19 protein-coding genes are annotated in these 18,213 nt (G+C 58.5%); 17 read left to right on the top strand and 2 right to left on the bottom strand.

Going from position 1 to position 18,213, the window contains the following annotated elements:
• Window positions 1-4: 4 nt before the first annotated feature.
• The gene (locus VMW85_05645) at window positions 5-505 is read right to left on the bottom strand and encodes a regulator of amino acid metabolism, contains ACT domain protein (protein HUT27511.1); all 501 of its coding nucleotides are present in this window, start codon (window positions 503-505) and stop codon (window positions 5-7) included.
• A 202-nt stretch (window positions 506-707) separates the two neighbouring features.
• Between VMW85_05645 and VMW85_05640 the strand changes: the two genes are divergently transcribed.
• The 13 genes from VMW85_05640 (at window position 708) to VMW85_05580 (ending at window position 13,995) form a co-directional block, all read left to right on the top strand.
• Window positions 708-1,985, top strand: coding sequence for an ATP-binding protein (locus tag VMW85_05640; protein HUT27510.1), 1,278 nt, complete (start codon window positions 708-710; stop codon window positions 1,983-1,985).
• Window positions 1,982-2,587: an RloB family protein gene (locus tag VMW85_05635; protein HUT27509.1), complete on the top strand. Its 606-nt coding sequence runs from the start codon at window positions 1,982-1,984 to the stop codon at window positions 2,585-2,587. The genes VMW85_05640 and VMW85_05635 overlap by 4 nt, the downstream gene beginning before the upstream one ends.
• Before the next feature lie 515 nt (window positions 2,588-3,102).
• On the top strand, window positions 3,103-3,894 hold the full coding sequence (locus VMW85_05630) for a 2-amino-3,7-dideoxy-D-threo-hept-6-ulosonate synthase (GenBank protein HUT27508.1): 792 nt from the start codon (window positions 3,103-3,105) through the stop codon (window positions 3,892-3,894).
• Between the two features lie 4 nt (window positions 3,895-3,898).
• Window positions 3,899-4,936, top strand: coding sequence for a 3-dehydroquinate synthase II (locus tag VMW85_05625; GenBank protein HUT27507.1), 1,038 nt, complete (start codon window positions 3,899-3,901; stop codon window positions 4,934-4,936).
• Window positions 4,933-6,393 (top strand): shikimate dehydrogenase, encoded by a 1,461-nt coding sequence (locus VMW85_05620; protein HUT27506.1) that lies wholly within the window; start codon window positions 4,933-4,935, stop codon window positions 6,391-6,393. Before VMW85_05625 ends, VMW85_05620 begins: the two co-directional genes overlap by 4 nt.
• Window positions 6,390-7,229: a shikimate kinase gene (locus VMW85_05615; protein HUT27505.1), complete on the top strand. Its 840-nt coding sequence runs from the start codon at window positions 6,390-6,392 to the stop codon at window positions 7,227-7,229. Before VMW85_05620 ends, VMW85_05615 begins: the two co-directional genes overlap by 4 nt.
• Entirely contained in the window at window positions 7,226-8,491 is a 1,266-nt protein-coding gene (gene aroA, locus VMW85_05610; protein HUT27504.1) for a 3-phosphoshikimate 1-carboxyvinyltransferase, read from the top strand. The genes VMW85_05615 and aroA overlap by 4 nt, the downstream gene beginning before the upstream one ends.
• On the top strand, window positions 8,488-9,561 hold the full coding sequence (aroC, locus tag VMW85_05605) for a chorismate synthase (protein HUT27503.1): 1,074 nt from the start codon (window positions 8,488-8,490) through the stop codon (window positions 9,559-9,561). The genes aroA and aroC overlap by 4 nt, the downstream gene beginning before the upstream one ends.
• A complete protein-coding gene (locus tag VMW85_05600) occupies window positions 9,554-10,630 on the top strand; it encodes a prephenate dehydrogenase/arogenate dehydrogenase family protein (protein ID HUT27502.1) in 1,077 nt (358 codons plus the stop codon). Before aroC ends, VMW85_05600 begins: the two co-directional genes overlap by 8 nt.
• The gene (gene asd / locus VMW85_05595; protein ID HUT27501.1) at window positions 10,627-11,691 is read left to right on the top strand and encodes an aspartate-semialdehyde dehydrogenase; all 1,065 of its coding nucleotides are present in this window, start codon (window positions 10,627-10,629) and stop codon (window positions 11,689-11,691) included. The genes VMW85_05600 and asd overlap by 4 nt, the downstream gene beginning before the upstream one ends.
• 11 nt (window positions 11,692-11,702) lie before the next feature.
• Window positions 11,703-12,869: a homocysteine biosynthesis protein gene (locus tag VMW85_05590; protein HUT27500.1), complete on the top strand. Its 1,167-nt coding sequence runs from the start codon at window positions 11,703-11,705 to the stop codon at window positions 12,867-12,869.
• The gene (locus VMW85_05585; protein HUT27499.1) at window positions 12,869-13,273 is read left to right on the top strand and encodes a 4Fe-4S binding protein; all 405 of its coding nucleotides are present in this window, start codon (window positions 12,869-12,871) and stop codon (window positions 13,271-13,273) included. The genes VMW85_05590 and VMW85_05585 overlap by 1 nt, the downstream gene beginning before the upstream one ends.
• Entirely contained in the window at window positions 13,270-13,995 is a 726-nt protein-coding gene (locus VMW85_05580) for a UPF0280 family protein (protein ID HUT27498.1), read from the top strand. Before VMW85_05585 ends, VMW85_05580 begins: the two co-directional genes overlap by 4 nt.
• Here the strand turns inward: VMW85_05580 and VMW85_05575 are convergent.
• A complete protein-coding gene (locus tag VMW85_05575) occupies window positions 13,970-14,818 on the bottom strand; it encodes a class I SAM-dependent methyltransferase (protein ID HUT27497.1) in 849 nt (282 codons plus the stop codon). The genes VMW85_05580 and VMW85_05575 overlap by 26 nt on opposite strands.
• Window positions 14,819-14,996: 178 nt before the next feature.
• Here VMW85_05575 and hisG point away from each other — a divergent pair, with 178 nt between their 5' ends.
• The 4 genes from hisG to VMW85_05555 are packed head-to-tail and all read left to right on the top strand — an operon-like array spanning window position 14,997 to window position 18,210.
• A complete protein-coding gene (gene hisG / locus VMW85_05570) occupies window positions 14,997-15,860 on the top strand; it encodes an ATP phosphoribosyltransferase (protein HUT27496.1) in 864 nt (287 codons plus the stop codon).
• 9 nt (window positions 15,861-15,869) lie between these two features.
• On the top strand, window positions 15,870-16,922 hold the full coding sequence (gene hisC / locus VMW85_05565) for a histidinol-phosphate transaminase (protein HUT27495.1): 1,053 nt from the start codon (window positions 15,870-15,872) through the stop codon (window positions 16,920-16,922).
• Window positions 16,913-17,512, top strand: coding sequence for an imidazole glycerol phosphate synthase subunit HisH (gene hisH, locus VMW85_05560; GenBank protein ID HUT27494.1), 600 nt, complete (start codon window positions 16,913-16,915; stop codon window positions 17,510-17,512). Before hisC ends, hisH begins: the two co-directional genes overlap by 10 nt.
• On the top strand, window positions 17,509-18,210 hold the full coding sequence (locus VMW85_05555) for a 1-(5-phosphoribosyl)-5-[(5-phosphoribosylamino)methylideneamino] imidazole-4-carboxamide isomerase (GenBank protein HUT27493.1): 702 nt from the start codon (window positions 17,509-17,511) through the stop codon (window positions 18,208-18,210). Before hisH ends, VMW85_05555 begins: the two co-directional genes overlap by 4 nt.
• The last annotated feature ends 3 nt before the right edge of the window (window positions 18,211-18,213 follow it).

Genomic DNA, 18,213 nt, shown 5'->3' with positions numbered 1-18,213 from the left:
GGGATCAGTGAATGATTATGGAGCGCACGCCCTTGCATGCACGTATCTGAGGTATCAGCTCCGGGGGGACCACGCCCTCGGTGATGACGAACAATCGGGGGTCGGAGGACAGCACGGGATCGCTGACCACCGCCTGGCGCACGGATATCCCCTCCCGGGCGATCACCCCGGTGACCTCGGCGATGATCCCGGGGGTCTGGGCGTCGGTGGGAACGATCTCCAGGGACGTCCACCCCATGACCGGCGCCACCTCTGTCAGCAGAGCTATGGGGACCAGCTTGGAGAAGACGGTCCTGAGCTCGTTGCTCTCCTCGATGGTCATGACCGCCGAGCGCACTATGCGGCGGTCCACGCCGGCGGCGCGGCCGATGGCCATGTCGGCGACCTCGATGTCTCCGCAGAACACCCGCCCCTCGTCCACACGCAGTCCGTGCTCCAGAAGCAGCTTGGCCACCTTGGCCTGAGAGGGGTACCTGCCGAAATGCTTGGCCAACGACTTCCACATGATGGAGAGGGATGTATTGTGAGAATATAATCATTGACAATAACGTGGATTGATGTCCTAATTTGTTGCTTAACGTATAACCTCAATCAGGATAATCCGGATATGCGATGCGTAATTATTGGCATATAAAAAGTTATATACAGGCATTATGATGTAAAATATGTGATTATTTCACAACTTCTTAATTGGGAGACATGAGAACATGTTGCTAGAATTCGAGGTGGAAAATTTTCGATCCTTCGCCCAACCGGTGACCTTCAGCATGATCGCTACATCCGATAAGAGCCATCAAGACCGCTTAATCAACATAGAGGGATCGAAGGACCGCACCATCCGGTCTGCATCGATCTATGGGGCGAACGCATCTGGTAAATCCAACCTGATCATGGCGATGGGTCTCCTGCAGTCCATGGTCTTAAGGTCACATCTGGCTCAGATGGGAGAAGCCATGCCTTTTATGCCTTTTAAATTCGACAAGGCGTTCAAGGGTAAGCCGACCTGCTATAGAGTGGCCTTTCTAATGGATGGCATTGAGTATGAGTACATACTCAAGCACGATGCTACCCATGTCCTTGAGGAATCCCTGAATTATTATCCGAAGAACCGAAAAGCAATAATTTTCGAAAGGATCGATGGCCACCCCTATAAGTTCACACAGGACGCTGGAACCCTTCGGAGCATAGCTGAGAAGACGCTGACAAATGCTCTGTTCTTATCCAAGGCCGTCCAGGATAATTATGGCAAGGCGATTCCGGCCTTCAATTGGTTCAGGGAGCGTCTTATGGTGATCCTGGACATCAATTCGATAGTCGTGGAGGAGCGAGCCCTGGCCCGGATGCAGCAGGACGATCGGTTCCGCGCCTTTGTTCTCGGGGCACTAAAGAAAGCGGACATGGGCATCGTCGACCTACGTGGGAAGGTCGTCCATATGGACCAGGATGAACTGGGCAGGATGCCTCCGGAGGTTCAAGAGCAGATGCGCAGCATTGTAAACGGCAAGATCGAGCAATGGCGCAGAGTGGACATCAAGACAGTGCATCAGGTTATCGATGAGCACGGAGCGCCAATCCAACAGGAGATGGATTTTCATGGCGAGGAGTCCTTAGGCACACAGAAGACTTTCGCTGTCATAGCCCTCATCATTGAGGCGATGGAGGCGGGGAAAGTGCTGGTAATGGACGAGATGGACCTCCATCTCCACCTCTTAATCGCCCGATTTACGATCGACGTGATCAATGATCCCAAGCAGAACCCGAAAAATGCCCAGTTCGTATTCACCACCCATAACACCAACCTTATCGATCTGGACCTGTTTCGTCGAGACCAGATATGGTTCATGGAAAAGGATGAACAAGGACGCACTCACATGTATTCCCTGTCAGACTTCAAAGTACGCAAGGACCTGAGGGCTCAGAAGGCGTATGAACTGGGGCGTTTCGGAGCGGTACCGTTTGTGGAAGGTGGGAGAATCGTGGAATGAAACGGTCAAGGGGCAGAGAGCGTATTCCAAAGACTGTTAAGCCGCGCCTCCTCATCATATGCGAGGGTAAATGCACAGAACCTTACTATTTTGAGGGGTTTCGACGCACACATCGTAATGTAATCATTAAAGTCTATGAATCCCCGGGAAAAACGCCCAGACAGATAGTGAGTCATTCTCTCGAGCGAATGCGGGAGATGGATATCGGGAAGGTGAACGGAGACGCTGCATGGTGCGTCTTTGATGTCGATGATTGTACTGATGATGAATTACATAAAGCGGTGGAACTTGCTGGTAGCAAAATGTTTTTGGCAGTATCCAATCCCTGTTTCGAACTATGGTTCCTCCTGCATTATACTTTCACGGAAAATTGGATGGATAGCTGTTCGGACGTTGTTTCTGAACTACGCCGCTATATCCCAAGGTACGAAAAATCAATGGACCTCTTCGAACGGTTACAACCCGCCCTCCCGATGGCCGTGAGCAATGCGGATAGGTTAGAGAGAAGACGTAATGGATTGGGCTTTGGTCCACACGTTCGTGGGGGCAACCCTTGTACGAGTGTTCATCTCCTGGTACAGAGCATACTTGACTCGGTTTGATGATCCTGGGATATAAAAAATGGCCTGAGAGACATCATATAGGCCTTGTTTATGGATCCCCACACATCATTGATGCATTCTGTTATATGCGTATCAAAGGTCAAGCGGCCTTTGATCCACGGTCGTGGTTCGATCAGATGGTCGTGGGACTCATCACGTTCATCAATTATTAGTGAATTGGATTCTCCCTGGAAATGGTTGGCTAAACATACAGACAGTAGTTGATGATCATCGTCACACTTCTTCTCGTTGGCCAATATGGAGGGATTGATACTAGACTCGTAATATCTGGTATTCATCTTTGGCCCGACGTTTTCGGTCCACGATCTATCATTTTGGAATTGACACCATTCTTTGGTGTTCAAGGTTTGATTTAAGGCCTCAATGCAGTATATTTCGGGACTTATGATGAATGAGCCGACCTACCAGTGATTTATATCTCATGCCATACATATCCGTTAATGACGCAAATCTTATATGCGTGCTATTAATTGACACGGCAGGAAGGTGAAAAAGTGCTAGGAAAGAGCGTGAGGATGGAGCGCATAATGGACCGGGGCACCGGGAGGGCGGTCATCGTCCCCATGGACCACGGTATCACAAATGGCCCCATCGAAGGATTAGTTGACATGAGGTCGACCATAGACAAGGTGGCACAGGGAGGCGCCACCGCGGTGGTTCTGCACAAGGGGATCATACCCTACAGCCACCGGTCCTTTGGCCGAGATATCGGCCTGATCGTGCATCTCTCCGCCAGCACCAAGTTCAGCAAGCGCGCTGACCAGAAGATACTAGTGACCACTGTCGAAGAGGCGCTGAAGATCGGGGCCGACGCCGTCTCCATACACGTTAACATCGGTAATGATTACGAGAACGATATGTTGGCCGACTTCGGCGACATCTCCCGGATATGCAATGAATGGGGGATGCCGCTGTTAGTGATGATCTACCCCCGGGGCAAGGATATGAAGAACGCCTACGATCCCGACGCGCTCAAGGTATGCGCTCGGGTGGGGGCGGAACTGGGGGCGGACATCATCAAGACCAGTTACACCGGCGATATCGACACCTTCCGCGAAGTGGTGCGCGGGGCCCAGGCCCCTGTGGTCATCGCCGGCGGGCCTAAGATGGATTCTGACGAGAAGCTTCTGCAGATGGTACGAGATTCCATCGATGCCGGAGGCAAGGGGGTCTCCATCGGCCGAAATATCTTCCAGCACAAGAACGTCATCGGCATCACCAAGGCCGTGAGCGGCATCGTGCTTGAGGATATGGAGGTCGAAGAGGCCATGCAATTGCTGAAGTGATCACATGTCCGGAAAGGGCAAGATCATCTGGGTGAGGACCGACCATCTTCCGTCCGCTACGGATAGGAAGCGCATGGTCACCTCCGCCTTGGAGTCCGGATTCGCCGACATCGTGCTCAGGGAAGAGGACGCCGCCTTGCAGAAGGTCGGCAGGTACTTTCCCATCATACGACAGGGCGACGTTCTCCTGGCCGAGGGTAAGCAGATAGGCGTGGTGCTGACCATACGGAGCCACAAGGATTCAGAGAAGGCATCCGTGTTCAAGGGCAAGCACGAGTACGTGCTGGTGGAATCGCACGATTGGAAGGTCATCCCTTTGGAGAACCTCATCGCCGAGTTCCAGGGAACCAGCACCAAGGTCATCGCCTCTTGCTCCTCTTTGGAGGAGGCCAAACTGTTCGCCACCACGCTGGAGACGGGGGTGGACGGGCTGGCCATAACGGTGAACGACCCATCTCAGCTGAACCAGTTCGGTGTGCTAGGGCGATCGGGGATCTCTGAAGTGTCGTTGATGGAAGCGATGGTCAGGAGCGTTCGTCCGGTGAGCGTCGGGGACCGCGTTTGCGTGGACACCTGCTCCCTGCTGAGCGTTGGCGAAGGAATGCTGGTCGGTTCGCAATCGGCCTGCCTGTTCCTGGTGCAGAGCGAGGCCATGGACTCGCAATACGTTTCATCCCGACCGTTCCGTGTCAACGCCGGAGCGGTGCATGCCTACGTGCTGGGATCGGACGGACGTACCAAATACCTCTCTGAAGTGAAGGGAGGGGACGAACTGCTGGCCGTAGATTCTTCCGGACGAACCAGACCGGTAGTGGTCGGCCGGGCCAAGGTCGAAGTGCGACCGTTGCTGCTGTTGGAGGCGGAGGCGGAGGGTGGACGTTACACCACCATACTGCAGAACGCCGAGACCATCCGTCTTTGTACCAAGGAAGGTTCCATATCGATTTCCGACATTAAGGAAGGTGACAAGGTGCTCGTCCGCCTGGAGAGAGGAGGAAGGCACTTCGGTCACGCTGTGAAGGAGAGCGTAGTGGAAAGATGACCAAGATATGCGTGGCTATATCGGAGGTCGACGTGGCCTCGGCATTGGCGGTGGCCAAGGACGCCATTACCAGAGGCGCGGAATCCCTGGAGTTCCGATTCGATGCCATGCCGGTCCTGCCGGACGACCTTACACCTTTCAAGGAGCTGCCCGTCAGACGCATCGCCACCCTGAGGGAGAAGGACCAGGGAGGCTTCTGGGAGGGAAATATCGAAAAGAAGTGGGAGTTCCTTTGGAGGGCGGCCGAGGCCGACTTCGACGTGGACCTGGAGTTCGGTCACCCTTTGATCGCCAGGGCGCACCTTCTCAAACCGTCCAGGATCATCGTCTCCTACCACGACCTTAAGAAGACCCCTTCCACGGCCAGGGTCATCGAGACCTTGGTGGAATGCTCCGCCCGTGCCGACATGGCCAAGGCGGCCTTCACCGTGCGGACGATGAAGGACCTGGACCAGGTGGTCGAGGGGGCGATGTGGTTCGGACTGAGCCGAGAACGCTTCACCATCATAGGCATGGGGGAGCTGGGAACGGTCACTCGGGTCCTGGCGCATAATATGGGGTGCACCTTGGCCTATGCCTCTACCGGGCCGGGAAAGGAGACCGCCCCGGGACAGCTGGACCTGGAGACGATGAAGTGGCTGGGCAAGGAACCGCTGGTGACCGGACTGGTGGGATACCCGGTGGACCACTCCATCTCTCCGTCGCTGCACAATGCCGCCTTCCATGCCGCGGGAGTGCGGGGGATCTATCTTAAATGGGTGGCGCTCAGCGATGAACTGGACGAGTTCCTGGACGTGGTGGACGCCCTGGGCGTGAAGGGGTTCAACGTCACCATACCGCACAAGGAGACCATCATACCGAACCTGGACCGCCTGGACCCTGTGGCCGAGAAGATCGGTGCGGTGAACACGGTCATCAATGAAGGCGGGAAGCTGATCGGCCGGAACACCGACGTGATCGGGGTGGAGAGGACCTTCGAGAAGAACGGCGTGGACATCAACGGAAAGATGGCCCTGGTGCTCGGCGCCGGAGGTGCGTCCCGCTCGGTATGCTCCTTCCTGGCATCCAAAGGGGCGGAGGTGGACATCACCAACCGCACCATGGGCAAGGCGGAATCACTGGCCAAGGCGTTCTCCGGGACCACCGCCGTAGGAAGACGCGTGGTCGAGGAGAAGCAATACGATATCATAGTCAACTGCACACCCTTGGGCATGAAGGGGTTCCCGCAGGAGATGTCCATATCCCCCCACGTGCTGCGTGAGGGGCAGTTCGTCATGGACACGGTCTACAATCCAGCGGTGACACCGCTGTTGGCCGAAGCCTCTAGAAAAGGTGCGGTGGCCGTGAACGGAAAGGACATGCTCATCTACCAGGCCCTGGCCTCCTTCGAGCTGTGGACCGGAAAGGTCGCCGAGTACGACGTCATGGAAAGGGCCTTCCGGGAGGCCCTGCCTTGATAGGCCACGGTGAAGCGAGGGGAGCCATCACCATCGTGAACGCCATAGCCGCCGGGAAGGGCTGCGCCGTCGGCGTCGACCTGCGCACCTGGGCCGAGGTCGAACTGCTCCCGGGGAAGGGAACGGAAGTGGAGATGGAAGGACTTCCGGGTGAACCGGCGGACCTGGCGGCCATGTGCGCCTCGGCGGTGATGGATCGATTTTCCATCGCACGAAGGGCGGTCATCCGCACTCGTTCCCAGATACCGGTGTCCCGCGGCCTCAAGAGCAGCAGCGCCGCCGCCAACGCCGTCATATTGGCCACCCTGGACGCCCTGGGGGAAAAGATGGACGACCTGGAGATATTGCGATTGAACGCCGACGTTTCCATCAGGGCCGGCGCTTCGGTCACCGGTGCCATGGACGACGCCGCGGCCTCGCTTCTGGGAGGGGTGGTATACACCGATAACGGGGCGAGGGTCCTACTGAGAAGGGACGAGTGGACCCTTTGCGACCGTGTGGTCATTCACGTTCCTGAACGTATGATCCGCAAGGGCTCTTTGCCCAGGGCCCGCATCGCCCTCTACCGTCCATTGGTGGAGAAGGCCTTTCAACTGGCCTGGGAGGGGGAGCATGCCAAGGCCATGATGCTGAACGCTCTCTGCTACGGCGCCGCCCTGGGATTGGACCAGGAAATGGCCGTCAGGGCCATGGAGGCGGGCTCGCTGGCCGCCGGACTCTCAGGCACCGGTCCGGCGGTGGCCGCCCTGGTGAGCCGGGAAGACGAGAGGAAGGTCGCCGAGTCCCTGGGACCGGGGGCCTTGACGGTCGATGTCTTCCAGGGGGAGATATCATGAGATTGAAGGTCTGCGGATCGCGCACCGAGGGGCGGGTCTTGGCCTCCCCCTCCAAGAGCTATACCCACCGGGCCATGACACTTGCATTACTGTCCGAAGGGATCAGCGTTCTGCGCCGGCCGTTGCGAGGCGCGGACACGTTGGCCACCCTGGATGCGGTGAGGTCCTTCGGCGGGATCGTGAAAGAGGAGGGCGAACTGAACATCGAGGGCGGTCATCTGAGATGCCCGGACGACGTGGTCGACGCCAAGAACTCCGGGACCACCATCAGGCTGATGGCCGGTATCGCTTCCCTGATCCCCTGCGCCACCGTGCTGACCGGGGACGAGAGCATACGTCGTCGGCCGATGCAACCGCTCATCGAGGCGCTGACGATGATGGACGTCAGGTGCGAGTCCACCCGCGGCAACGGGCTGGCGCCGCTCATCGTCAAAGGTCCTAACAAAGGAGAGGAAACGAGCATCAGGGGCGATGTCAGCTCACAGTTCATCTCTTCCCTGCTCATCTCCTCGGCGGCCAAGGATGTGGACACCACCATACGTCTCACCACGCCGCTTAAGTCCAGACCATATGTGGACATCACCATGGATATGATGTCGCTCTTTGGCGCCAAGGCGGAGAGCACCTCCGATGGCTTCTTCGTGCCCGGAGGTCAAAGGTACCGACCGCGGGACTATACCGTACCGGGTGATTTCTCATCGGCGGCCTTTCCGCTGGCGGCGGGGGCTCTCACCGGAGAGGTGACCGTAAGGAACCTGGACCCGAACGACCGGCAGGGAGACCGCCGCTTCCTGGACATCCTTCAGGAACTGGGGGCGGAGGTGCTTTGGAACAAGGGCGACCTGCGTTGCGCCCGCGGCCGATTGATCGGTCGAGAGATCGACCTGGGCGACGCCCCGGACCTGTTCCCCATAGTAGCCGTATTATGCACTCAGGCGGAAGGTGAGAGCCGGATATTCAATGCGGCACATGTGCGTCTGAAGGAGAGCGACCGCATTTCAGCCACCACTACGTTCCTTAAGGCCATGGGCGCCGACGTCATAGAGAAGGAGGACGGCTGCGTCGTTCGAGGACATACCGCCCTGAAGGGTGCGACGGTCAGCTCGTTGAAGGACCACCGCATACTCATGGCCGCGGCGGTGGCGGCCTTGGTGGCCGAGGGGGATACGTTCATCAGCGATGGCGACTGCCATCGCATCTCATACCCCGACTTCGTGAAGGACATGAGGTCGCTGGGGGCGAAGATGGAGATGATATCATGAACACCATAGGCAGTGAGTTGCGCCTCACTATTTTCGGCGCCAGCCACGGACCTTGTGTAGGTGCGGTGCTGGATGGGGTGCCTCCAGGCATGCAGATAGACATCGGCAGGATACAGAACGAGGTGGACCTGCGGAGACCGTCCGCGGGGATCGGCACCCCTCGCGCCGAGGAGGACCGGGTGGAGGTGATCTCCGGCATCGTAAACGATCGGAGCACCGGCGCACCCATCACTCTGATGGTGGTCAACCAGGACACTGATTCCAGGAAGTATGAAAAGTTCAAGAACGTGCCTAGACCCGGGCACGCGGACCTTACCGCCCGCAGCAAGTACGCAGAGTGCGTGGACCTTCGGGGAGGGGGCCAGTTCTCCGGACGCATGACCGTGGGCCTCGTCGCCGCGGGAGCCATCGCCAAGATGCTCCTTGAGGAGAGAGGCATACGCGTGGCCGCCTATGTGCGCCAGATAGGAAGTGTCCGGGACGAGGTGGAACGTGACGTCACCGAGGCCTTGCTCTCCCGCTCCAACGAGATACGCGCCGCCGATCCCGAGATGGTCGAGAGGATGAGAGAGGAGATCATGCGTGCCAAGGAGGATGGTGACAGTGTAGGCGGCATCGTCCAGTGTGTCGTGGACGGTCTGCCCATAGGACTGGGAGAACCGTTCTTCGACACTGTGGAAGGAGAGATCTCCAAGATGATCTTCGCTGTGCCAGGAGTGAAAGGCATCGAGTTCGGTTCGGGCTTCGCCGCCGCCGGAATGCGCGGTTCTAAGCATAATGACCCTTTTGTTCTGGTGGACGGGAAGGTTCGAACGGCCAAGAACGACGCCGGCGGCATTCTCGGAGGGATAACCAACAGCATGCCATTGGTGTTCCGCGTGGCCATCAAGCCCACGGCATCCATCGCCAGGGGGCAACGGTCGTTGAACGTGGAGACCGGCAAGCAGACCGAACTTAAGATAGAGGGACGACATGACCCCTGTATCGCACCCCGGGCAGTGCCGGTGATCGAGGCCGGCGCCGCCCTGGTGCTGGCCGATCTAGGAATGAGAGGTGGTACTATTGACTGACGCCGTTGAAGGCATCCGCTGGAAGATCGAGGAGATCGATAACGAGATACTGGACCTGATCAGGAGGCGCATGGATATCGCCCTTTCGATGGGACATGAGAAGGTGGACAAGGCCTTGCCTGTTCGCGATCTTCGCGTGGAGGAGCAGGTACGCACCCGCTATCTGGCACGGGCCAAGGACGTGGGCATCAGCGAGGCTGCGGCCATCGAGCTATCGGCCTTGCTGGTCCGGGAATCGGTGGAGGCCCAGGCCCGATTGCCCCGCCCTATGAAACCCCGCAAGGTGCTGGTGGTAGGCGGAGCCGGGAAAATGGGTCAGTGGTTCTGCCGCTTCTTCGCTTCCCGCGGTCACGACGTGAAAGTATGGGACATGCACCGGAAGGGCGGGTTCCCGATGGTCGCCTCATTGGAACAGGGAGTGAAGGAGGCCGAGGTCATCTGCGTAGCTACGCCCATATCGATCACCGCCGACGTTCTGCACAAGATCTTCCGGCTGAAGCCGAAGGGATTGGTCTTTGACATATCGTCGGTGAAGTCCCCTATCATCGATATACTGAAAGAGGGGGCGGACCAGGGATTGCTGGTGTGCAGCGTGCACCCTCTGTTCGGTCCAGATGCCTCGTTCATTTTCGCGCGCAACCTGATCCTGTGCAATTGTGGCTCCGACCAGGCGATATCCAAGTTCATGCCTTTGCTGAATGGCACTGGCGCGAACGTCATGGAATCGTTGGTGGAGGACCACGACAAGCTCATCGCCGTGGTGCTGGGAATGAGCCACGCTTTGAACCTGGCGTTCTTCGAAGCCTTGCACAACAGCGGTTTCAAGTACAATGAACTGCGACCGGCCTCATCGACGACGTTCGAAAAGCAGATGAACACCAGCAGCAGTGTCTCCCAGGAAAGCCCGGACCTTTACTATGAGATACAGCACCTGAACCCCTACAACGCGGAGGTGCTCGATATCCTGATCTCCGCCCTCAAGGAGGTAAAGGAGGCCGGTTCGGAGGATGACCGGGCCCATATGTTCAGGATCATGCAGGAAGGCCGAAAATACTTCGAGGTGAAATGATGACGAAGATAAAGGTGGCGGTGCTAGGCGCCACAGGAATGATCGGGCAGAGATTCGTGCAGTTGCTGGAAGACCATCCCTACTTCGAGATAGGAGGCCTTTACGCCTCCGAGAGGTCGGAGGGCAAGACCTTGAACGAAGTGCTCAGGGTCAAGGACGTTCGTTTCCAGCAGAGGACGCTGGATACCAGGATCGAGCAGCTGGACGTGAAGGCTATCTCCAAACGCTGCAGGGCAGCGTTCTCCGGGTTGCCGACGGAAGTGGCCAAGGACGCCGAGTCCTCGCTGGCGGCCGCCGGAGTGGCGGTGTTCTCGAACGCCGCTTCGCACCGTATGAGAGAGGACGTGCCGCTTCTCATCCCTGAAGTGAACCCGGACCACCTGGAACTGGTCCGATCGCAGCCGACGTTCCCCAGCGGTGGTTTCATCGTCACCAACGCCAACTGCTCAACGACCGGGTTGGCCGTACCGCTGCAGGCGATCTATCAGAAGTTCGGATTGAAGGCCTGTTACGTCTCGACCTACCAGGCGTTATCCGGCGCCGGTTACCCCGGCGTGCCTTCGATGGACATTCTGGGGAACGTCGTTCCGTTCATCAGGGGAGAGGAGGAGAAGATGGAGGCCGAGATCTACAAGATGCTCGGTGCCTTGGAGGACGGAAAGGTCCGCCTGGCCGACTTCGATATGATCGCCAGTTGCGCCCGCGTACCGGTCATAGACGGTCACCTGGAGTCAGTGGTGCTCAAGCTCGGAAAGGAAGCGCCGGCCAAGGATGTGGCCAAGGCCTTGGAGGAGTTCAGGCCGGAACCGCAGAGACTGAAGCTGCCTTCGGCGCCGATACACCCCATCATAGTACGTCAAGAGGAGAACCGACCTCAGCCATCGACCGATGCGTTGGCTGGTGAGCCGGAAAGGGCCAGGGGAATGGCCGTCAGCGTCGGAAGGGTGCGCGAGAGCAAAGGATATATCAAGCTCTGGTTGCTTTCCCATAACACCCTGAGGGGCGGGGCTGGCGGATCCGTTCTGAACGCGGAGCTGGCCGTAGCCCGCAAGCTCCTCTGAGGAGGTTCCGGATGAAGCGGACGGTCGCGGAGATCAATCAGAAGATCAAGGACGGAGACGTGGTGGTCATGACCGCTGAAGAGGTCATACCATTCGTCCAGAGCGAGGGATTGGAGCGAGCGGCCAAGGAAGTGGACGTTGTTACGACCGGCACCTTCGGCGCCATGTGCTCCTCGGGAGCTTTCCTGAACTTCGGCCATTCTGAACCGCCGATCCGTATGCAGAAAGTGACGTTGAACGACGTTCCCGCCTACTCTGGCATCGCCGCGGTGGACGCTTACATCGGCGCCACGGAGCTCAAGGAGGACGACCACGCCGAGTACGGCGGGGCGCATGTCATCGAGGACCTCATATCCGGAAGACCGGTCCGGTTGAAGGCCAGGTCCAGCGGGAGCGACTGCTATCCCCGAAAGGACATCGATACCTACGTTTCTTTGAACAGCATCAACCAGGCCTACCTTTTCAATCCCAGGAACGGCTACCAGAACTACGGCGCGGGAACGAACTCCTCCGAGCGGACCCTGTTCACCTACATGGGCAAGTTGCTGCCTAACTACGGCAACATCACCTATTCCAGCGCCGGACAGCTGTCCCCGCTGCTGAACGACCCCACGCTGCGCACCGTTGGCATCGGCACCCGCATCTTCTTGGGCGGGGGTACGGGCTACGTCGCCTGGGAGGGGACGCAGTTCAAGACCAACGTGGAGACGCAGTCCGACGTGCCCATGGGCGGGGCTAGGACCCTGGCCACCATCGGCGACCTGCGGGGGATGTCATCCGATTTCATCCGGGCGCTGCGGTTCCCCGGTTACGGTGTCTCACTGGCCGTGGGCGTTGGATTACCTATCCCTATCCTGGACGAAAATGTGCTGAAGGCCACGACGATCAGCGACGAGCAGATCTTCGCCCCCATAATCGACTATTCCGTTCAATCCCGGAACCGGAAACCGATCAAGCACGCCTCCTACGCTGAACTGCGTTCCGGTAAGATCGAACTGTTCGGCAAGGAGATTCGCACGTCCTCGCTTTCCAGTTATCTAAAGGCCAAGCAGATCGCCGAGACGCTAGCTCAGCGCATCGAGAACGGTGAGTTCACATTGACGGAGCCGGTGGCCCCGCTGCCCCGGGAAAGGGGAATGGGCACCTTGGAAGTCCGCTCTAAAGAGGAGGCGATCTGATGGCCAGGAAGAAGTTCATGCTGGGATTCAGCCCTGAGCTCGTCAACGAGCCTCTCGTCTACCGGCTGGTAAGGGATTACGATCTTAAGATCAACATCCTGCGCGCCGAGGTCAAGGAAATGGGAGGTCGTCTGCTTATGGAAGTGGAAGGGAAAACGCCCAACATCAAGGACGCCGTCCGCTTCCTGAACGAGAGCAAGGTCGATGTCAAGGAACTGGTCAACTACGTGGAGAAGAACGAGGAGCGATGCACCCACTGTGGCATGTGCATCTCCATCTGCCCCGTGGAAGCGCTCACCGTGGATAGGATCACGTGGAAGGTGCATTATGACGCGGACAAGTGCATCGCCTGCGGCATGTGCATCGACGCCTGTCCCCCTGGAGCAATGACGTTCCGCATATGAGAAAACATTTTGAGTATCGCGAGAGCGCCGTGACCATCGAAGCGGCGGATGATTACATACCGATCGCGGAAAGGGCCATCCTTGACGCCAGAAAGAATATCGAGTCCTATATCGCCCTGGACCCCTTCTTCCGCACCACCTTTGACCCATATCCCCCACGCCCGGAGATGGCCCCGATCATCAGACGTATGTGCCTGGCAGCGGAGAAGGCCAACGTAGGACCGATGGCCACGGTGGCCGGGGCGATAGGCGAGGAGGCCGTGCTGGCCATGACGAAGGCCGGCTGCACCCACTGTATGGTGGATAACGGAGGGGACATCGCCATGCGGTCCTCCAAGACGATCACCGTAGGACTGTACGCCGGAGAGATATCGCCCAAGTACATCGCGCTCGACGTGCCGCCGACACGGGGGATGCTGGGCATATGCACCTCCTCCGGTACCGTCGGACCGTCCATTTCATTGGGCAAGGCGGACCTGGCCACGGTCATCTCGACGGAGGTCGCCCTGGCCGATGCCTGCGCCACGAAGCTGGGCAACATGATCGTGGACGATGACCATGAGACGATAGAGAGGGCTTTGCGCAAGGTCCTCAGCATAGAGGGCGTCCGCGGCGCCCTGACGATGATCAATGGGAAGCTCGGCATGGCCGGCGATGTCCCCCGCCTGATCAAGTGCACCGTCCCCGAGGACAAGATCACCCGGGTATGGTACGGCCGCTAGGGCCGAAAGGAGACCAGTGGAGAACGCTCACGGTCCTCTCCTCCCTAAGGGTCAGATGATCGCCCCGGACCCGGCGCGATACGCCTTCCTCTATCGCCAGCAACATCTGGGGGGTGACGTCCTGGAACAATGAGAAGTAGGAGACCAGGTGTTCCATCATGCCCTCCCGGGAGATCCGTGATTCCTCGCATACATCGAAGCTCTTGAGCACCGGGCACCGACCCATGTCCTTCAGGGCGAAGTACGGGAAGAGGGGGTCGAAACCCTCCATGGACATGCCGGCATATCCCAGTTCCTCCCAGATCTCGAAGGCCATGGTGTCCCCCGAATGACCGCCGAGCGAGACCAGGCAACATCCGCCTCTGCTCAACGCCTCCATCCTGAGGATCGAGTCGAGGCCGTCCACCGCCGGACAGAACGATGAGAACACCAGGTCAAAATCCCTCCCGCCGGAGAAGGATGTCCAGTCCTGGCAGGTCAGTTCCACGTTGTTCCAGGGCGAGCATCTCTCACGCGCCATCGACAGCATACCAGGGGATATGTCCAGGCCGACGACGACTCCCCCCAGGGAAGCGAACCTTTCCGTCAGCGCGCCGGTGCCGCAGCCGATGTCCAGCACCCTTCCCTTCGACGGAACTACCCCATCCTGGCATAATATGTCCCAGAGACGCTGATCGATAAGCCCCATGGCCTCGGAATCGTAATAGGTGGAGATGCGGTCCCAATGCTGGACCAGGCGGGAACGTTCCACCGGGAAGGCGTGGTATGGAAGCCGGGAACGAGCGGACTCCCAAGCAGAATGCCAATCGAAGTCCGTTTTCATGCCGCGGGCATGAGTGTTATGATTATTTGAAAATTATTACTGATACCGCCTAAGAGGAGAAGGAACGAAATACAGCCATTCCTGACACTTGTCCAGGACGGGCGCGCGTACATGACCAGAATGTCAGTAAATATAAGTAGCAATTGTCCATTGAAGTGGTATTGCCAAGGGTTATCATATGACACTCAGGCTGGCCATACCCAACAAAGGAAGGCTGAGCGAGCGGTCCGTAGAGATCCTCGAACACGCTGGACTGGAGATCGAGAACGGCGATGAGCGCAGGCTCTACGCCAATATCAAACGCCAAGACCTGGCGGTCATGTTCCTCCGGGCCCAGGACATCGTCAAGTTCGTGCACAGCGGCGCGGTGGACGTGGGCATCACCGGTTTGGACCTGGTGTTGGAATCTGGCCTGGACGTGGTCGTTCCCTACAAGCTCAACTTCGGCCGCTGCCGTCTGTCGATCGCAGTGCCCGATGCTATGAAGGTCAAGACGCCGGAGGACCTGCCGGACGACATCATCGTCGCCACCTCGTTCCCCAACATGACCCGCAAGTTCTTTGATAAGCTGGGAAAGAGGGTGGAGATCGCCTACATCGCCGGTGCGGCGGAGATAGCGCCCCACCTGGGCGTGGCGGACATCATCGTCGACCTGGTATCCAGCGGTTCCACGCTGAAGATGAACCACCTGCGGGAGCTGGCGGTCATCGCCGAATCCCAGGCAGTGGTGATAGCTAACCGTAAAGCGTACGAAGGTTGCGGGCAGCAGGTGGAGGAGATCATTTCCGCCATGCACAGCGTCACCGAGGCCGAGAACAAGAAGTATCTCATGGCGGACGTTCCAAAGACCTCTCTGGAGGAGGTACGGAAGGCCTTCCCGGGGATCGCTGGACCGACCATCATGAACATCATCGGCCGGGATGACGTGGTCGCGGTGCACGTGGTCATCGAAAAATCGGACGCCTACGAGGCCATCAACCGCTTGAAGCGCATGGGGGCGACGGGAATACTGCTCATCCCCATCGACCGCATGGTCCCCTGAGGTGCCCTGATGGACAAGAATTGGATACGGTCCACCTGCCGGGACCTGCAGCTCTACTACAACCCCAAGGTGGGGAGCAAGCTCCGCATGGACACCAGCACCAACGCCCTGGGCACCAACCCCGCCGGACGGAAGGCTCTGCAGGAATGCTTGAACCTGGACATGGGACAGTATCCCAGCACCTACGGAGATGGTCTGCGCAGCGCTTTGGCCGACCTCTACCGATTGAAAATTGACAATTTCGTGGTCGGCAACGGTTCCGACGAGGCCCTTGACATCATCATCAAGACCTTCGTGGAACCGGGCGAGACGGTCATCACGGCGCACCCGGCCTATGTATTGCACTCCTTCTTCGTCAAGATCAACGGCGGGAATACCGTGACGGTGGACCTGGACGATGATTTCCAGTTGGACGTCGAGGCCATCAACTCCACCAAGGGCAAGGTGGTGCTGATATGCACCCCGAACAATCCCACTTCCAACACCTTTCGCATGGACGACGTCAGGGCGATCATCGAGGGAAGCGACCGCCCGGTAGTGGTGGACGAGGCCTACGGAGAGTACACCGGCGCCTCGTTCATACCATTGGTGGAGAAGTACGACAATCTGATCGTTACCAGGACGTTCTCCAAGGCCTATGGCCTGGCCGGAATGCGCATCGGCTATCTGGCCGCCGGGCTGGATATGGCCGACGCCATGCAACGGGTGAAGATCCCCTACTCGCTGAACGCCATCGGCGAGAGGGTGGCCATGGCCGCCCTTAAGGACCGGGAGTTCCTGGAGCGCAGCGTCAATGTCGTCAAGGAGGAGAGACCCTATCTGGAAGAGGGCTTGAGAGATCTGGGCTTCCATGTCTACCCCTCCGAGGCCAACTATGTGCTCTTCCGTTCCACGATACCTTCGGACGATCTTACCAGGAAGCTCTCTGACAAGAACGTCCTCATACGCGATTTCGGCAAGGTACGCCGCCTGGAGAACTGCGTCAGGACGACCATAGGCACCAGGGAGATGAACGCCACCCTGCTGAGCAAAACGAGGGAGGTGCTGGAGGAATGTCGCTGAAGGTCACCCTGGCCGATTACGGTGTGGGCAACCTGCACAGCATCCGCAAGGCCATGGAGCTTTGCGGGGCCAAGGTCGACGTGATCGAGGACATGTCCCTGTTATCGGAAGCGGACTGCATCGTGCTTCCCGGGGTCGGGGCGTTCGATAAGACGATGGAGCGGATGCAGCCTTTCAGGGAGCGCATAGTCTCCAGACTGCAGGCCGGAGTACCTTGCCTGGGCGTCTGCATCGGCATGCAGGTCCTTTTCCAGGAAAGCGAGGAGGGTGAGAATCCCGGGCTCGGGTACCTGCAGGGGAAGGTCGTCCGATTGCACACTCCCCGCATACCGCACATGGGCTGGAACCAGGTGGTCTCAGACGACGCCATCATGAACGGCATAGACGACCCGCACTTCTACTTCGCCCACTCGTTCCATGGTCAACCGGAGGATTACTCCGATATCGGCCACACCGATTTCTACGGGAAGATACCCACGCTGTTCCGCAAGGGCAACACCTACGGCACCCAGTTCCACCCGGAGAAGAGCTCCACCGCCGGCCTGAAGTTCCTTTCAAATTTCCTGAGCTTTGCGGAGGGATGCCGATGATGATCATTCCCGCCGTGGACATCCTGGACCACCGCGTGGTACAGCTGGTCGGCGGCGTTCCGGGCACGGAGCAGGTGGTGCTGCCCTATCCCCTGAACGTGGCCAGGGACTGGGAGGGCAAGGGCGCCCCCCGCCTGCACCTGATAGACCTTGACTCGGCCCTGGGCCGGGGACATAACGCCCAGATCATCCGCAGGGTGATCTCCGCTTCCAAAGTGCCAGTGCAGGTGGGCGGGGGCATCCGTTCCACCGAAGTGGCCGAATACTACCTGGATTGCGGCGCGGACCGCGTCATCGTCGGCACGAAGGGTTTGAAGGACCTTGCCTGGCTGAGGATGATGTCCCTCAAGCACCCCGGAAGTATGGTCCTGGCCATGGATATGAAGGGCGGCAGGATCCAGACGCACGGTTGGAAGAAGGATTCCGGCCTGGAGCTGAAAGATGTCTTCGCCGACATTGCCGATATGCCTCTGGCCGGGGTGCTCTACACCAATGTGGACGTGGAAGGTCAGGTCAGAGGCATCGACGCCCAGGCGGTCAGTGGGTTCATCACCGAATGCCCGCACCTGACCATAGTTTCCGGCGGCGTGACCGACCAACGGGACATCGATCTGCTGAACGGGATGGGCGTAAAGGAGTCCGTGGTGGGATTAGCACTTTATACTGGAAAATTGAATCATCAAGTTATCTGGAGATGATGG

Source organism: Methanomassiliicoccales archaeon, assembly GCA_035527755.1.
GTDB lineage: Archaea > Thermoplasmatota > Thermoplasmata > Methanomassiliicoccales > UBA472 > UBA472.
The sequence above is the reverse complement of the archived record's forward strand: the minus strand, read 5'-3'. Positions and strand labels throughout refer to the sequence as shown.

Bases quoted from the DNA above. Each gene is read 5' to 3' on its own strand.
- VMW85_05585 (HUT27499.1), top strand. From the start codon at position 12,869: ATGGCCAGGAAGAAGTTCATGCTGGGATTCAGCCCTGAGCTCGTCAAC.
- aroA (HUT27504.1), top strand. From the start codon at position 7,226: ATGAGATTGAAGGTCTGCGGATCGCGCACCGAGGGGCGGGTCTTGGCC.
- asd (HUT27501.1), top strand. From the start codon at position 10,627: ATGATGACGAAGATAAAGGTGGCGGTGCTAGGCGCCACAGGAATGATC.
- VMW85_05575 (HUT27497.1), bottom strand. From the start codon at position 14,818: ATGAAAACGGACTTCGATTGGCATTCTGCTTGGGAGTCCGCTCGTTCC.
- VMW85_05645 (HUT27511.1), bottom strand. From the start codon at position 505: ATGTGGAAGTCGTTGGCCAAGCATTTCGGCAGGTACCCCTCTCAGGCC.
- hisH (HUT27494.1), top strand. From the start codon at position 16,913: ATGTCGCTGAAGGTCACCCTGGCCGATTACGGTGTGGGCAACCTGCAC.
- hisG (HUT27496.1), top strand. From the start codon at position 14,997: ATGACACTCAGGCTGGCCATACCCAACAAAGGAAGGCTGAGCGAGCGG.
- VMW85_05580 (HUT27498.1), top strand. From the start codon at position 13,270: ATGAGAAAACATTTTGAGTATCGCGAGAGCGCCGTGACCATCGAAGCG.
- VMW85_05625 (HUT27507.1), top strand. From the start codon at position 3,899: ATGTCCGGAAAGGGCAAGATCATCTGGGTGAGGACCGACCATCTTCCG.
- hisC (HUT27495.1), top strand. From the start codon at position 15,870: ATGGACAAGAATTGGATACGGTCCACCTGCCGGGACCTGCAGCTCTAC.
- VMW85_05620 (HUT27506.1), top strand. From the start codon at position 4,933: ATGACCAAGATATGCGTGGCTATATCGGAGGTCGACGTGGCCTCGGCA.
- VMW85_05555 (HUT27493.1), top strand. From the start codon at position 17,509: ATGATGATCATTCCCGCCGTGGACATCCTGGACCACCGCGTGGTACAG.
- VMW85_05635 (HUT27509.1), top strand. From the start codon at position 1,982: ATGAAACGGTCAAGGGGCAGAGAGCGTATTCCAAAGACTGTTAAGCCG.
- aroC (HUT27503.1), top strand. From the start codon at position 8,488: ATGAACACCATAGGCAGTGAGTTGCGCCTCACTATTTTCGGCGCCAGC.
- VMW85_05590 (HUT27500.1), top strand. From the start codon at position 11,703: ATGAAGCGGACGGTCGCGGAGATCAATCAGAAGATCAAGGACGGAGAC.
- VMW85_05640 (HUT27510.1), top strand. From the start codon at position 708: ATGTTGCTAGAATTCGAGGTGGAAAATTTTCGATCCTTCGCCCAACCG.